At 56.8% G+C, this 15,029-nt stretch carries 9 protein-coding genes; 8 read left to right on the top strand and 1 reads right to left on the bottom strand.

Annotated elements, in window-relative coordinates:
• Positions 1-89 precede the first annotated feature (89 nt).
• The 4 genes from XaFJ1_RS12720 (at position 90) to XaFJ1_RS12705 (ending at position 4,401) form a co-directional block, all read left to right on the top strand.
• On the top strand, positions 90-1,784 hold the full coding sequence (locus XaFJ1_RS12720; RefSeq protein WP_012917086.1) for a type IV secretory system conjugative DNA transfer family protein: 1,695 nt from the start codon (positions 90-92) through the stop codon (positions 1,782-1,784).
• A gap of 4 nt (positions 1,785-1,788) precedes the next feature.
• A complete protein-coding gene (locus XaFJ1_RS12715; RefSeq protein ID WP_012917085.1) occupies positions 1,789-2,157 on the top strand; it encodes a hypothetical protein in 369 nt (122 codons plus the stop codon).
• Between the two features lie 57 nt (positions 2,158-2,214).
• Positions 2,215-3,213 (top strand): RDD family protein, encoded by a 999-nt coding sequence (locus XaFJ1_RS12710; protein WP_230598551.1) that lies wholly within the window; start codon positions 2,215-2,217, stop codon positions 3,211-3,213.
• A gap of 375 nt (positions 3,214-3,588) precedes the next feature.
• Entirely contained in the window at positions 3,589-4,401 is an 813-nt protein-coding gene (locus tag XaFJ1_RS12705; protein WP_012917083.1) for a DUF6216 family protein, read from the top strand.
• Positions 4,402-4,725: 324 nt separating this feature from the next.
• Here XaFJ1_RS12705 and XaFJ1_RS12700 read toward each other — a convergent pair whose 3' ends face one another.
• Positions 4,726-10,644 (bottom strand): P-loop NTPase family protein, encoded by a 5,919-nt coding sequence (locus XaFJ1_RS12700; protein WP_012917082.1) that lies wholly within the window; start codon positions 10,642-10,644, stop codon positions 4,726-4,728.
• Positions 10,645-10,933: 289 nt separating this feature from the next.
• Here XaFJ1_RS12700 and XaFJ1_RS15965 point away from each other — a divergent pair, with 289 nt between their 5' ends.
• The 4 genes from XaFJ1_RS15965 to XaFJ1_RS12685 all read left to right on the top strand — a co-directional run bounded on the left by XaFJ1_RS15965 (position 10,934) and on the right by XaFJ1_RS12685 (position 14,900).
• Positions 10,934-11,122 (top strand): AAA family ATPase, encoded by a 189-nt coding sequence (locus tag XaFJ1_RS15965; RefSeq protein WP_012917081.1) that lies wholly within the window; start codon positions 10,934-10,936, stop codon positions 11,120-11,122.
• Positions 11,123-11,170: 48 nt separating this feature from the next.
• The gene (locus XaFJ1_RS12695; protein ID WP_012917080.1) at positions 11,171-12,637 is read left to right on the top strand and encodes an ATP-dependent nuclease; all 1,467 of its coding nucleotides are present in this window, start codon (positions 11,171-11,173) and stop codon (positions 12,635-12,637) included.
• Positions 12,638-12,650: 13 nt separating this feature from the next.
• Positions 12,651-14,060, top strand: coding sequence for a UvrD-helicase domain-containing protein (locus XaFJ1_RS12690; RefSeq protein WP_012917079.1), 1,410 nt, complete (start codon positions 12,651-12,653; stop codon positions 14,058-14,060).
• A gap of 423 nt (positions 14,061-14,483) precedes the next feature.
• Positions 14,484-14,900, top strand: coding sequence for a hypothetical protein (locus tag XaFJ1_RS12685; RefSeq protein WP_155393694.1), 417 nt, complete (start codon positions 14,484-14,486; stop codon positions 14,898-14,900).
• Positions 14,901-15,029 lie beyond the last annotated feature (129 nt).

Below are 15,029 nucleotides of genomic sequence, written 5' to 3'. Positions count from 1 at the left end.
CTATACAGGCAACACCGCATGGACGAGCATGCGCCAAGCCGCATTCCTCACACCCGATTTCCACCGATTCCCCAAGGACGACTCCCTCGATGAATTCGCGTACCAAAGGCATTACCGCCGTCATCGCGTTGCTACCCGTTGCCATCGCTGGGCTGTATCTGTCTGGCTTTTTGGTGCTGACTCTGCTCGGAGAACACGCACAGGTCCAACTACTGACCTATTGGCGCTATTGGCAGGTGGTCGATCAGCCTGCGTGGCATCCGTATGCGCCGAAAATCAAGCTGGCGGGTATCTGCGGCTTCGGTTTGCCCGTGATGCTCTACCTCATCATGGTGTATGCCATGTTGCGGACGAAGGCGCAGGAGTTGTATGGCAATGCGCGCTGGGCGCGCAGAGACGATCTGTCCCGGCACGATGTGCTGAAGGACGATCCGCGTGGATTGATTGCCTGCCGCTTCGGTCGCCGCTTCATCCGCATCCAGTCCAAGCACTTGTTGCTGGCGGCCAGTACCCGTGGCGGCAAGGGCGTGAGCGTGGTCATTCCGAATTTGTTGGCATGGCTGGAGTCGGCGGTGATCCTGGACGTCAAGCGCGAGGCATGGGAAAAAACCGCCGGCCAGCGCGCCAAATACGGCCAGGTGTATATGTTCGATCCGTTCAGTGATGACGGCAGCACGGATCGTTGGAATCCACTGGGCTACGTGCGCCTGGACCCGAACCATCGTAACGGCGACATCGTCGCCATCGCCTCCACGCTGTACAAGGAGATGAGGGGCGAGAATCCGTTCTGGCCGGCAATGGGCCGCAAGACCTTTGTGGCTGCCTGCGAATGCCTGTTTGACGATTATGCTTCCAAGAAGGGGACTGCATTTGAAACGGGCTTGCCCACACTTGGGGGCGTCTATCGGCTGCTCGCCGGCGCACACCTCAAACCCGGTCAGTCGATGCAGCACTACCTGGGCGAGCTACTCAGGCAGCCCACGCTCGGCACGCATGCGCGAACCGGCCTGAACAACCTGGTCGGCCTGGCGCCGGAGACGTTCACCTCCGCCATCGAAACGGCGCTGGCGCCGTTGAACATTTTCAGCAACCCGATTGTGGACGCGGCGACCAGCGATAACGATTTCGACCTGAGCAAGTTGCGCAAGACCGTCCAGTCCATCTACGTCGGCGTCAGTCCGGCCAAACTGATCGAAGCCAAAGGGGTGTTGAATCTGTTCTTCGAGCAGGCGATCAAACTCAATGGCCGCGAGTTGCCAGAGCACAACCCAGAACTGAAATACCAGTGCATGTTCATGCTCGACGAGTTCACCGCGTTGGGCCGGGTGGAGATCGTGCCGGTGGCCGTGGGCTGGGTGGCCGGCTATGGCATCCGCATCGTGATCGTGATCCAGTCGATTGCGCAGTTGGAGTCGGTCTATGGCGCCGACACAGCGCGCGGCTTGATCACCAATCTCGGCGTGCGGATCGTGTTCACTCCGCGAGAGCAACGGGATGCCGAGGAATATTCGAAGATGCTGGGCGAGACCACCGTGCGCCGTCGGCAGCGCACGCAATCCTACGGTCAAGGCAGCAGCCACAGCTATACCGAGGTGATTGATCGACGTCCGCTGATGAATCCGGATGAGGTCAAGGGACTGTCACCAGACAAGGCCATCGTGTTCATCGAGGGGGTTGGCTATCCGATCCTGGCAAACAAGATTTTTTACTACAAGGACAGTTACTTCAAACCGCTGTTGCTGAAAGCACCGCAGGTGCCTCGGCTCGCGCTGGGCGGAGCGTAATCGCATGAGATTTTTCGGTCGAGGGCGTGCTGACCTCAAACAGCGGCTGGATGTCCTGGAAAAAGCGCTGCTCGATCACAAGAAAAGCATCCACTTCCTGGAGGGTCAGCGCATCCGCACGGTGCGGCAGTTCGCGGCGATGCAGTCGCTGGTGGAGTCGCTGATTCGCACACATCCGCGCCCGGACATGATGCTGCGTTGGTGGAATCACGAAGTCCCAAAGTTGATCGATGAGGTCAGCCATGTGCCGGAGGATATCCACGTCGAACACCAATTGGAGGCACTGGCCTGGCAGGCGATGGTGAAGCGCTATACCTACCTGATCGAGGCGACGGCAGATTTCTATGCGCAATGCCATGAGGGTGAAGACTGAAACGGCGATCTATCGCCTGTAGAGTTCGAACGGTGCTACGCGCAAAGAGACTTATGAGTGTCTACGGAAGCCTGGGCGATTCATGGACGACAAACCGTTTTCGACAACAATCTGGGGACACAAATGAGTGAGTGGTACTACGCCGATGCGTCGCAGCAGCAACATGGACCGATGTCCGCCACCGATTTGCAGCAGAGCTTCCAGCGCGGAGAAATCGGTCTGTCCACCATGGTTTGGCGGGATGATCTCAGCGCGTGGCGCAAGCTGTCTGAGTGCGTCGAGGAACTCGGCCTGAAGGAGGCGCCGCCAGCCACTCCCGGCGCAGATCAGGCGCCAGCAGCTGCCTTGGCAGCGTCCGAACCGGCCATGGCGCAATCGCGATGCGCGACACCCAGCGCCGTGCTCAACAGTGATTCACACCTTGTCACCGTCGACGAGGTAGTACAGGCCGGCTTCTGGAAGCGCGTCGCAGCCCATTTGATCGACAATTTACTGATCAGCATCGTTGCTAGCTGTATAACTCACAGTATATGGGCGCCACTTGAACATGGTGAGTTGTTGGATTCCTGTCCATCCGGCGAAGCCTCAGTTATAGAAATAATTTTAATATTTCCAGTGATAGGCTGCTTGCTAGGATTGGTGCAAATTGCAATTGCATGGGGGCTTTGTTTAATATTTTCCTGGCCTCTACTTGGAGCTATCTACTTCGGAATCTGCCATAGATTTACCAGGCAGGCCACGCTTGGCAAGATGGCCGTTGGTATCAAAGTGGTTCGCAGCGACGGCAGCTACATCACCTTCGCCCGGAGCATCGGTCGCTATTTCGGCTTCCTACTAAGCAGCATGACCATTGGCATCGGCTTCCTGATCGCCGCCTTCACCAGGCGAAAGCAAGCCCTGCACGACATGCTCTGCGATACGTTAGTCGTGGACAAATGGGCATACACCGACCATCCAGAACGGCAACGGCACAACCTCGGCGCGGTAATTATCGTGATCCTGGCGCTGATCGGCATCCTGATAGTGGTGATGCCACTGCTTATGATGATGCTGTGATCTTGGTCCCATTCAAAGGACTGAGAGGAGCCATGATGGCCGCCCGATCCGCATGGTGCCTGAGCAGCGCCAAGCCGGCCATTGCCGCAGGGTGCGATGCCCGAGCGGTTGATAACCTCCAGGTAATTCAATTGCGCCCTCAGTGCATTATATCGCAACTTGTGACCTGCACAGCCATGGTTTCACCTGAGCGTGATGCCGGTTATGCGTCAATATCGAGGACAAGGCACCAAAGGTTGGTGACAAGAAGCAGTATTGGCTGGTTAAACGGAGACTATAGTGGCGTACTCCTTAGGTCAGAATTTCAAGCAAAAAACCCAGTAATCACGTAGGGCGTTCATAATCAAAGCCACCAACCTAGAGGGTATCTAATAGATGGATTGGTTTAACTTTTTTACGGGTAAAATCGCTTTTGGATCAATTGCCGGCATCGCTATCGCAGCAGTGATCACATGCTGGCGAGCTGGCTCTTTTTACCCGGTCAACGCACGACTTCTCCGATTTTTTATCAGCAAAGATGAAATTGAAGATCCGGATATTCGACAAAACTTAGCTGACCAAGCTGCGCTGGTTAGCTTCAGAATGACTCACGGGGTGCGATCTCGAACTATTATCGATGCAAAAAGACTGGCCTTATTTTCGAAAGAGAAAAATTTACCACTCGACTTGATAGGTAAAGCGGGCTGGGTTTTTGATCTAAAAAAGCTTGAAATTAATCCAAAGAGAATTCCGCATGGTGGCTGGCCAGTAGGGGCGGCTATATTGCTTTTTTTCTTTATTTTTGCGATGATAATTTCAGCTGCTATAGCATCTGTGGACGATCTGTTGATTACGATCAAAGGGACCGATACGTCTTTGTGGTTATCAAAAGATGAAGCGAGAAAAGTTAGGCCTTTTTTTGGAGCAAGATCTAGATTTAGCAAGGACGATTGTTTGGAGATAAAAAATATCGATACTCCCGCTGGCTTCCATCCTGGTGATACAAAGATACTATGTGATATTTGGAAAAATCCTTCATTGGGTAAATCCCTTGAAAAGGAAATACACACGCAGCACTGGGCTTTCTGGTGGGCTTTCGTTATGTGTGCTTTGTATGCCCTTATGATTTTTCGCGTAATGAATCAATGGCTCTCTCAGATTGAGCTTAATAAGATGATTTTACTTGATAAAATGCAAGAAAAAACATAAATAAATATAATGGACTGTTTGAGTTGTAGTACTTATTCATTGGGATTTATAGGCCTGGTGGCGCTTAGAGTCAGGCTGCACGCCAAGCCCTGGGCTACCAGAAAGCTCTGCTAGGCATCGCTGGTATAAGCCGAACTTTGGTCCGAATGAACCAGGGCACCTAGTATGGGTTTGCGCAGAAAGCCGATGGCCTGCTCTTCGGAGAAATCCTTCTTCACGTCCAATTTCCTTGGGTAGGGAATTGGACTTCAATCTCGGCTTGCTACTCAGAACGGGGGGGGGCGTCGCCTGCAGAAAAGCTGGCTTGATCTGGAGGCGAACTCTCTAGTCGGTCGCGACCGCGTCGGAACCAGGCCTTCGTGACGCATGAGCGGTGCGTTCCTCTCGAATCTCGCCATACTGTCTGTGCCGGCGGGCCATGACGTCAGTGCGAGTGGACCCACGCAAGATCGCGAGCTGTGCATAACCGGCGCGGGTCAGCACGATGGCTGCGCCTTCGCCCGCGATCCATTTGTCGTGCAGCTCCCCATCCGGCCCTCCGTCTCGCCAGCAGTAGGCTGTCGCCATCAACTCCCCACCAGTGTCGTGCCATGTACGCTCGTCGACGCTCCGCCAGCCCAGTCTCTTGACTAATTGCAGGTTCAACGTTAGCTCCCAGCGGGGGATAGCTCCCAGGCCTAGGTGGGTGACTCGCTGTACGGGTGCGTCGACAGGAATACGATCGGCAATTGAAAGGGGATCGCCGATTTCCGGCAATTGAACGCCAGACAAGCGAAGACGACTCCATTCATAGTGAGACGAATTGTAGTATCGGCCTTGGAAGCGCGTGATTTCGGCAAGCACCAAATCGTTGCTCATTTGATCGTGAGCATCGTCCTCGACTTGAGCCAGCCACTCGCTTTCATCTCTCTGGCCCTTCGGTAGTGTCGGTCGCGCCACAAAGGCTGGGCGGGCTTCCACCGTGGTGCGCGTCCACTTCTGTGCCAACATGCACTTCTCCAGCAGATTGTCAACCAATTCCAGTGGGATTCGACCTGCGGCAGTGAGCTCGCCAGCGATGTGACGCAGTGCACGGAGTCCAGCCACTAAGTGAGGATAAAAATAAGTGATCTTCAGGCCGAATTTCGATAGGGTTTGTTGTAACTTTTGGATGCCCGGCTGACCATAGGCCTCCACACCACCCCACTCGTCGATCAGTTGTTGCATGCGCCACCGCATATGGTCCTCGGATACGTTGGCGACTGGGGCCAAGGTTTTGATCAGGTCCTTAAACGGCGCACTCCATGCTGCGGGATCGGACACTGCTGGTGGGCCATTTGGCTGACGGCGAAGCACCTCGGAGCTTGCGGACAGACCGACGCGCGGGAGCGCCAAGTCGTAGAATGCAGGGAGCGCCACGCACGTTGGTGACACGGCCTGTCCCCATTGCATGGTAAGCCGCTTTGCAAATACTTGGATGCCGAGGTCAACATGGTCGACCAATGCCACGATGCGCGTCTGCAGCGTTGCATCCGGCGCAAACTGTTTTGCGGTCAGCAGCATCTGCAGTCCGGTGAGGATGCTGTCGTCATCGTGGTTGAGCAGTGCGAGGAGCAGAGCGCTAAAGGCGTCGTGGTCCATCGTCGACATGGCAAGTGCCCCGCGTCCAGCGTGCCATTGCAACTCAGCCACTGGCAGAATGAGCAGATGTTCGATTAAGCTAGCTGCGACGGCAGCGTCGGTGATGGGCGACTCGTTAGGAAGTGCCTGGCCGAGCCGGTAGTCGCGGGTGTACGGCAGCTGCTCTTCTACGGTCGCCCACATGGCCGCCCACTTGGGTGACGCCGTCAGCAATGGCCATATCTCGTCCACACGCCAAAGCAGCGAGTTCACTTGTTCCTGGCCAGAGACCAAGGACGCAGCGAAATTGGCGTAGGCGATGGCATGCACCCCCTCGCCTTCCAAACGCAAACGCGCGTCGAAATAGCGAGGCAGCCCGCCGCCCCAAATCAAGGACCAGCGAGCGCTGTCGTCGGCGAGCGGATAGGCGGCGATCAGACGTTCGGCCACCGTGCGTTCGCCGGTATCCAAGGCGCGGTCGACCAAGTCGAACCGCGACTTGTAGTTTTCCTGTAGCTTGGCATGGCGGTCGAACACGGATAGCGCCAACGAGAATTCCGCTGATGGCAACAGACGCTGGAACGCCATCGACGCTTCGTAGCTCGACTCACCTGCGGTAGCATCCGCGTCAAGGCGTGCGTTCAGCGTGGCCATGTCCTGCACACCATCGTAGCGAGTGGTGGAATATCCGTTTCGCCGGTGCAGCGGAGCTACGCCTTCGAGTGCCTGCAGAGCCGCATCAACCATCGCGGAATCTTCGCCTCGCACGATGAGCGCCTCGCGCAGGACGGCCAGCATCGCGGGTCGCACGTCAATCTGGGCGTGGCACACTATATTTTCCAGTAGTCCATCGCGTAGGGGCGCCAGTTGCCCGGGTGATACGAAGTGGATCGCCTCTTTCACGAACTCGGCCTCTTCGTCTTCGCGGTAGTATGCAGCCCGGTGGAATGGCAAGCACAGCGCCACCCAGATTTGGACACAGACCATCGCGCGCGTCGGATCGCGGTGCAGCGTGCCGCGCATCAGCGAATCGACCATTGGCGCGAACTCAATGAGCCGATTCTCAACCAGCGCTTTGGCCACTGTGGCGCCAAGCGTGGCACTCTCAATCGCCGCCTCCATAACTAGCACGTGCGCCAAACGTTGTGCGGCATCATGACCATCGGTGTTGGCCATGCCAATGGCCTGCCGAGTAAGAACGCGTACGCGCTGAGCCCGCCCGGCTGGATCTACCCGGTTGACCACCTGCAGCAACGCGGACCAGAAGATGTACTGCGGGTCCTTCTTGGCAGGCAGCGTGTAGCCTAGAGTCTCGTCGCGCTGCTGCGCAATCAATTCGCGCGCGCGTTCATATCGGCCAATGTTTGCGTAGGCAACTGCCAAACGCGCGGTACTTGCCAGGAACTGGGTCGGGTTGTGTTCCTCGCGCAGACCAAGCAACCCGTCGAGCCGGCGTTCCGCCTCGTCAGGGTCGTGGCCGAGCTTAGCTACCGTCTCGGCCACCAGAATTTGCAAAGGTACATGGCGGTTACCGTGGTCTGGAGCTTTGGCCAAAGTGTTGTCGAAAGCCTGGATCGTCGCGACGAACTCCACAGATCCTAGGCGAGCCGCAGAATAGAGTAAGTAGTGCATCACTTCCACGGCGGCGTTGTCGAGCTGCCGGGCAGCGAAATGCTCGTCAAATCCTCCCGCGCCGGCGCGACCCACGTAATCCATAAAATCTGCACACAGCCTTGCGGCCTCACCATCCGTGACTGCTCGCGGATCACGACGACTCTGCGCGGACAGAGCGCCGGTGGCGGTCACAAATTGTGGAAGCCGCCGCAAGAGCGGGCGCTGAGTCGTCTGGGACGCGGTTACGGATTCACCCAGCCATGCGGCCAGCTCGATATGCTTGATCACATCACGGGTGATGTCGGTCGCCGACTCGTAGTCCGTGGTGTCATTGATGTTAGAGATCGACGGCGCCGTCAGGTCAGCGTACAAAGACCGGGCCTCATCGATCATTCCACGCCTAGCTGCTAGCAGAGCAACCGCGCGCAGCAGGCTGTGAGGGACCTTCGCTAACGCCGGTCCGTTTGCTAAGGCCTCGCCGATAGCTGCCGCTGCCTGTGCTTCGCGCTCTGGCGTAGCATCGAGCAACAAGTATTGTGCCGATTGCACTATTGCTAGGTGGACATGGGCAATAGCATTGAGGCGGTAGCCCGTAACCAGGCCATCGCGGTCAGTCGAAGGGTCTTTAGCGACTGTCGCGAGCGCCGCATATTCACGCAGAGACTGACCTTCGTCCTCGGGATTCTCTACGCCGTGTTCTTCGCGGCGCATAGCGTCAACGATGCGCTCAATACCGGCCACCAGCTCGCTAGGCGTTCGAAATTCGATAGCGTATTTGACCCACTGAATGAATTCCTGTCGGCGTTGCGAAAGGCCCATGCTGTTGCGTTTGCTGCCAAAGTCATGCAGAGGTTCGATTTTCTCGAACAGCTGGCGCGCTCGCTCGAGATTGCCTTGAGCAAGCCAGGCGTCCACGATCAGGTAACCATCGGCACCGACTTCGTCGAGGAAGTCTTCCGCCTCGTTGAGTTGTCCGATTGCCAACAAAGCGCGAACTAAATCGTCGGGCTGCTGAAACGCATCCTCGCGCCGATTGATTTCGTCGAACGCCAAGATTAGAGAAAATGCGGAGGTGGGGTCTTCCACCTCTCTCAGGGAATTAAATGCCAAGCGAATGTCGTCGCGAATCTCGGAGGCCGCGCGCCCAGCCAAGTACTGCGACCGAAACAAGGCTGGCGTGGCAAGGTCCAGCGCTGTGCGGTGCTCGCCAGCGCGCATGAGATAGCGAGCAACCAAGAAGTGCTGCCTTGAGTCTGCGGCTGCGTGCCTGGCTACCTGCACCAGTTGCAGGTATAGCCGCGCGGAGTATCCGGGGTCGGGGGTGCCGTATCGTGTGTGCTCCTGCCGCAGCAGGAAGAGACGAAAACTGTTGTGAAAAATGGACCAGCTATCTCCAGAGCGTTTGAGCAGGTGGTGAACGCGGTCCCATGCGCGTTCCAAAGCAGCTGGTTGGTACAACTCTTCCAGTTCGCGCAGGTCAAGTGGGGCTTCTGCACGCGCCACCAAGCCAAGAATATCTAGAATTTCACTGTTAGCCTCGAGTCCATGCAGCGCCTTGGCATACAGGTCATCAATATCGCCCACGTACTCAAAACCTTGGTTTAGGACGTGATCACGTGCCGTCTCGTCTGGTGCCGCCAGAAGGGCTTGGAGGAGATAGTGAGTCGCCAGAGGATGGCCGTGCGTCAGCTCGCGCACGCGCGAGCGCGAAACCGATGGCGGCAAGCCGAGCGCGTCGGCCATGCCGGTAATGCCTGCTTGCGATAGCGGTGCCATCATGACTTGGCGTGGCCGTAGCTGCGCTTGGGCTTGAACCGCCGGGGGCATCTCCGGCAGATCGACTTTCTGCGTCCCCAACACAAACAGCACTCCCTCGGGCAAGGACGCAGGCAATGGCAAGTCTGCCAAGAAAGAGCGCTCGGGGCGTTCCTCGCGCGGCACATGGTCCAGACCGTCGATGATGACGAGCGTGCGCACACCATCGGTTCGAAATCGTTCTCCGGCTCGTGCAAGCAAAGTTTCCAGTTCCTCGCGCCGATCTTGCGAGGACTCGCGCCGAAAGCGCAGGCCATGCAGGCCGGTTTTGAGAAGGCCCGCGATCAGATCTTCCTGGAAGTTGGCCGACTCAGCCCGACCAATCCCCTGCGCCCCGCCGGGAACAAAGGCCAGATATCGCACCACCACCAGCTGTGGCTCTGCCTCTAGAGCGATCTGCAGTAGTGTCGATTTTCCCGAGCCGGGAGGGCCGACTAAGGACAGGTAGCCAGAGACGTTTGCGCGCACTGCCTGTTGCAGATCTGCTTCAGAGTTCGGGTTTCGCTGCACAGCCACGCCTACAGGAAACTGATGTCGGTGCCGTGGCTCGTTATCGCGCCAGCCCATTTCCTGAAGGAATTCTGCACGTGTCCACCGTTCACGTTCAGGTACCTGGGCAACGAGTTGCGGCAGCCGGTTGGCGATCAGGTCCACCTGCGGCTGTGTTTGGCTGGTGATACCGTAGCGCACGGCGAAATCCTGCTGGTCGCCGTGCACCAGTTCCAAGTGGTGGAAGAATGCTCCAAACTCGTCTTCTGATAGGCCCGAGGCAGTTTGCAATCCGTCCAGGAACGCACACCAGGGGGTTGCGCGCCACTGCGCGAGCGAACGCTTTGGATGCGCTTGCCATTCAGTAATGAATTGCCGGGTAGTGCCTCCATTGCTGAGACGGTCGGTGTCCGACGGTGTATCGGCTACAACTACGCGCAGCCTGATGCGCATGTCGGGACAGCTGGTTTTTAAGTCTTGCCATGCATGCACGAGACCGGGCAATAGACCGGAAGGCCCGTTCAGGAGCGTAGCAATACGGAATGGGCCAGGATCGCGGCTGGATTTGAACTGATGCCCGATGACCTCTTCTTCGTAGCCGAGCACCACGTCGTCCGCGATGCCTGCGCGCCGATCCGCCAGGCCCACCCAGCGTAGGTCGCCGTGGTGGAGGCCGTGATAGATCGCGGCGGCTGCAGCCGCGTATTGACGTGTGTAACCACGCATTGCGTTACGTTCGCCCTCTGCGGGTGCACGGCGGCGCGGCGTCAGATGTGCCGGAACTGGTAGGATCTTGGGTGATCATCTGGTCCATAATAGAGAATCCTTGTCACTCTGCGGTAAACATCGGCGGCGGCGCTAGAAGGCAGGTAGCTTGAATTCATCCGTATAGCGTTTGCTGCTCATGGACACTTCCAAAATCGTCATTTTCCATGGAAGTGGCCATGAAATGTCTAAGAAACCTTTGGCGTATCAATTGGTGGTTATCGGAACGGCGAGAATAAGGGGGGAGGCAATGAAGATCAGACAGCTGAAGATCTTGAACTTCAGAGGAATTTGCAAACTCGAATGGGATCTCCCTAACGAGAAGACGTTCTGCCTGATCGGAAAGGGCGATTCGACGAAGACCACTGTCCTTGAAGCGATCCGTTGCGTGTTCAGCCCGCAATGGAACCATGCGTTCAACGACTCCGATTTCCACTAATGCGACACGGATAACGCGATCCACATCGAGGTCGTTCTCGGGGATCTGTTGCCCGAGTTCTGTGCGGAGCAAAAGTATGGCGCGCATCTTCGAGGCTGGAACAAAGACAAGTTCAAGCTGAACGACGAGCCGGAGGACGATGATGAACATGTCCTCAGCGTTCGCCTACTCGTCGCGAAGGATCTGGAGCCCAAGTGGAAGATCGTCACCGATCGCAACCCCGATGGGGTCGACTTCAAGGCTGTCGATCGTGCCAAGGTCGGCGTCGGCCTGATCGGCACCTACAGCGAAAAGCAACTTACCTGGGCAGCTGGAACGGCGCTCGCCAAGATCACCGAGGCCGACAATCTGAACGAATCACTGGTAGAGGCCACCCGAGCAGCGAGAAGCTCGCTGGACGGGCAAAGGGCACTGGTCCTGAAGAAGTTCGACGCGGCGGCGACCAAGTCGGAGCATGTGGCCAAAGGGCTCGGCGTACCGGTTGTTCATAAGTACAAGGCCCATCTCGATCTCAATACCATCAGCATTCGCATCGGTGGGCTAACCCTGCACGATGGTGACATTCCGTTGCGGCAACTTGGTCTGGGATCGAAACGCATGCTGTTGTGCGGAATCCAAAAGGAAAGCCTCGAAGATCACCACATCACCCTGTTCGACGAAGTTGAGTACGGGCTGGAGCCACACCGGATCGCGCGGCTGATCAAGCACATTCGAGACGACAAAAAGGGACAGTATTTCCTCACGACACACTCTCCCACTGTTCTGCGTGAACTAACGGTCGGTCAGCTCTATGTGCTTCACAAGGAAGACCAAAGCGTGCGTGTGGTGGCTGCAGCTGGCAATAATCTGGACGAGTTGAACATTCAAGGCCATATCCGCTCGAGCCCAGAAGCCTTCCTGTCCCGGAAAGTCGTTGTCTGCGAAGGCGCAACCGAAGTGGGATTCCTGCGTGGCATGGACAATATGTGGTCGGCCAAAAAGCTACTTCCGTATTCCTATTTGGGCGTGGTCACGCTTGATGCGCAAGGCGCGGGCAAGATCAAGGGTCTCGCGGCCGGATTCAATGCCCTCCACTACGACGTGATGGTACTTGCCGATGGTGATGCACAGGACAAGTTCTCGGATCAAGACGCCGCGAAATTGAAGAATGATGGCGTGGACGTCGTGATGTGGGCTGACAATTTGTGCATTGAGCAGAGAGCGATGCTCGACTTGCCGTGGGAGCAGGTGATGGCGAGTATCCGACTTGCCAAGGATCTGGAGTTTCGGGTCTACGACAACGTCAGATCGAAATTCAAGGCCCATCTGGTAGAAAACATTGGCGAGTGGCAGGATGATCTCGAACTACGCAAGGCCATCGGTGATGCAGCCAAGTCGTCCTCATGGTTCAAGAGCATCACCAATGGCGAGCGGTGGGCCGAAGCCGTCTTTCCGGCTTTTGTGGACGCCGTGTTTCAGAAAAATGACTTCGCGACGAAGCTGAGCCAGTTCCGTACCTGGGTTGACAATGGATGAGGGCTTGCCCCAAGTGTTGGCCGACTTCGCTGGCAAGGGCTACGTCATCGCCCCGGCCGGCTATGGGAAGACGCATCTGATCGCAAGGGCAGTGCAGGCAAGTAGCCGGCGGCAGTTGGTTTTGACGCATACCTATGCCGGGGTGAACGCAATCAGAAAGAAGATGCAGCTGCTGCGGGTACCGCCGTCGCGATACCAGATCGACACCATCGCGAGTTGGGCACTGCGTACCTGCCTGTACTTTCCAAAGACGTCGAAGTGGAAGAAGGACAACCCCGCTGGAAAGGATTGGGCGAAGCTGTACGCTGCGTGCGCCACCATGCTCAATAGGCCATTTGTGCAGCACGTCGTCAAGTGCTCCTACGGCGGGATGTATGTCGACGAGTATCAAGATTGCTCGAACCAGCAGCACGAACTGGTGGAGGCGGTGGCACAGCTGCTGCCTTGTCGCCTGCTCGGCGATCCCATGCAGGCCATCTTCGAGTTCGACGAGCGGCCGGTCGACTGGGAGAAGGCCATCTATCCGAACTATCAGTTGCTCGGCGAACTGAAAACGCCGTGGCGCTGGAAGTTGGCAGGCACCGATGAACTCGGCCAATGGCTGGGCCAGGCGAGAACTCTCCTTTCCGAAGGCAAGCAGGTCCCCCTTGACGAGCAGCTGCCCGCCGGGGTGCATCGATACTCGGTGGACCTCAACGATTTCAACGATCCCAAGCGGCTGCGCGTGTTCTTCGAATTCCTAAAGACCGACGACTCTGTCATTGCGATCCACTCAGGTGACCAGAAGTCCAAGAACAAGACCCACAACTTGGCGTATAGCTTAGCCGGAAAATTTTCCAGCTTGGAAGAGGTAGAGGGAAAGGACCTGCACAGGTTTGTAAAGAAAATCGACAGCGCCAAATCGCCAGGGGAACGATTACTACAGGTGATCATCTTCTTGAAGAAATGCTGCAATGCGGTGGGCGGCGTTCTTGCCGCTGCGACCACGCGTGGAGAGGCAGGGAAGGTCATAAAGACGACCAAGTGCCCCGAGATACTGGATGCTGCAAATCGCTACTTGGCGACGGGATCCTACGCGGACATGGCTGCATTGATGGGACTCATCCGTGGTCATCCAGAGGTGACCGCCTATCGCCGGGACCTCATTAACAGAATGATGGGCGTGCTCCGTACGCACGAGGAGAATCCTGGACTCACCCTTATTGAAGCCGCTAGCTGGTACCAGCGTGAGTTTCGCTACTCTGGAAGGCCGATCCGCCATAACAAGCTCATCGGCACGACGTTGCTGGTCAAGGGGTTGGAGTACGACCACGCCATCATTTTGGAAGCAGAATCAATGACTGCGAAGGACCTATACGTGGCGCTGACGCGAGGCGCAAAGTCGGTCAGCATCGTGTCAGTCGCGAATACGATCCCGCGTTAGTGACAGCGGTCTTGAACAACAGAAGGACTCTGGTGGAAACCCTCTATCGAGGTGGATGGCGGCCGCGCTTGATGCAGGGTCATGGACGTGTCCTTGGGGGGGGGGGCAGCGTCTCAGCATTGCTCATGCGTTCGAATCCATGCCAATGCCATGGGAGAACAGGTTGAAGCTGGGGTGGCGACTGCACCACCAAACGCATGAAAATGCAGTTGGATACTGTATGTATTTGAGAAGGTTGAATTCTAGGGTGGTGCGTCACCAGGCATTGGAGTTGCCAGTATCCTTGATCAGGTAATTCTCGGAAACTTGCTCGGCCATCTGTAGCGAGCCACTCCAGTTATTCCACCTCCAGTTCACCATCAGGATATCTATGCAAGGCAGCCTCTCTCAATTGGCGAGGTCGAGCAGCCTAATCTGCGTGCTTTGCACGTAGAGTTTCGCGACATTCTTGAGCAGATCCGCAGCTTTGCCGCCAAGAATGGCCTGGATAGTTTTGAAAACTGCTTCGTAAGAGCGCTCGAGGATCTTACAGCCGAGAAATCGTGGAACGGATTCCACAAGGAACTGCTCAGCCCTTCCCTGCTCACACTCGATGCCCTCCAACTGCTGTCTGCCGCCCAGTCATCATGGGTCTTCGGTGGCATGGGCTCGTGGAATGACCTGGGTTTTGAAGGCGACGAACAGCAAACTTACGAACGCTTGTCCGAAGCGCTCTACAAAATTGCCAACTGGGCGATCGTGGCAGCGACAAACAGCTCGGTTGGCAGTTCTGTCACCGTTGCCGCGCAGAGCAGCAGCAACGCACTTCCCAAACAGAAGTGGTGGCGACTCTTCAGCTGACTTAGTGCGTCGCCGGCGCCCCCTACGCATCCACGTGTGTACCTGTTGGTGCTGCCGTTGTCGCCCACGCCATTGATCGGGCCATTGCCACTGGATTCGTTGCCTCTGGAGGGCGTCACCCGGGTAAAC

The sequence above is a fragment of the Xanthomonas albilineans genome (genome assembly GCF_009931595.1).
In the GTDB taxonomy this organism is placed as follows: domain Bacteria; phylum Pseudomonadota; class Gammaproteobacteria; order Xanthomonadales; family Xanthomonadaceae; genus Xanthomonas_A; species Xanthomonas_A albilineans.
Note: the sequence above shows the minus strand (reverse complement) of the source record. Positions and strands in the feature narration are given on the sequence as shown.